Source organism: Paraburkholderia sp. SIMBA_030, assembly GCF_046535245.1.
Classification (GTDB): Bacteria; Pseudomonadota; Gammaproteobacteria; order Burkholderiales; family Burkholderiaceae; genus Paraburkholderia.
This window is the reverse complement of sequence record NZ_JAWRXB010000920.1, coordinates 1-259: the sequence shown is the minus strand read 5'-3', so window position 1 is coordinate 259 and position 259 is coordinate 1. Positions and strand designations below refer to the sequence as shown.

The 259-nt window shown below is 38.6% G+C and carries 1 protein-coding gene; it reads right to left on the bottom strand.

All coding sequences use genetic code 11. The features are described 5' to 3' along the window. Positions 1-259: SDR family NAD(P)-dependent oxidoreductase (locus SB772_RS42710; protein WP_410838859.1), on the bottom strand; the 259-nt coding region annotated here is incomplete at both ends.

Here is a 259-nt window from a genome sequence, read left to right as displayed (position 1 = left end):
CGATCAAACCGTGTTTAGCGCTGCAATAAGCTGCTTTCCCTGCAAAACCAATTAAACCATTTATGGAAGCCATATTGATGATGCGGCCAAATTTTTGTTTTTTCATCAAAGGGAATACTCTTTTTGTCGCACTAAAAGGAGCAGTAAGCATTAATTTCAGCATAAATTCAAATTTATCAGTCGGGAAGTTTTCTATATCCGACACATGCTGAATCCCCGCATTGTTTACCAGAATATCCAATCGCCCAAAGGTTTCAAG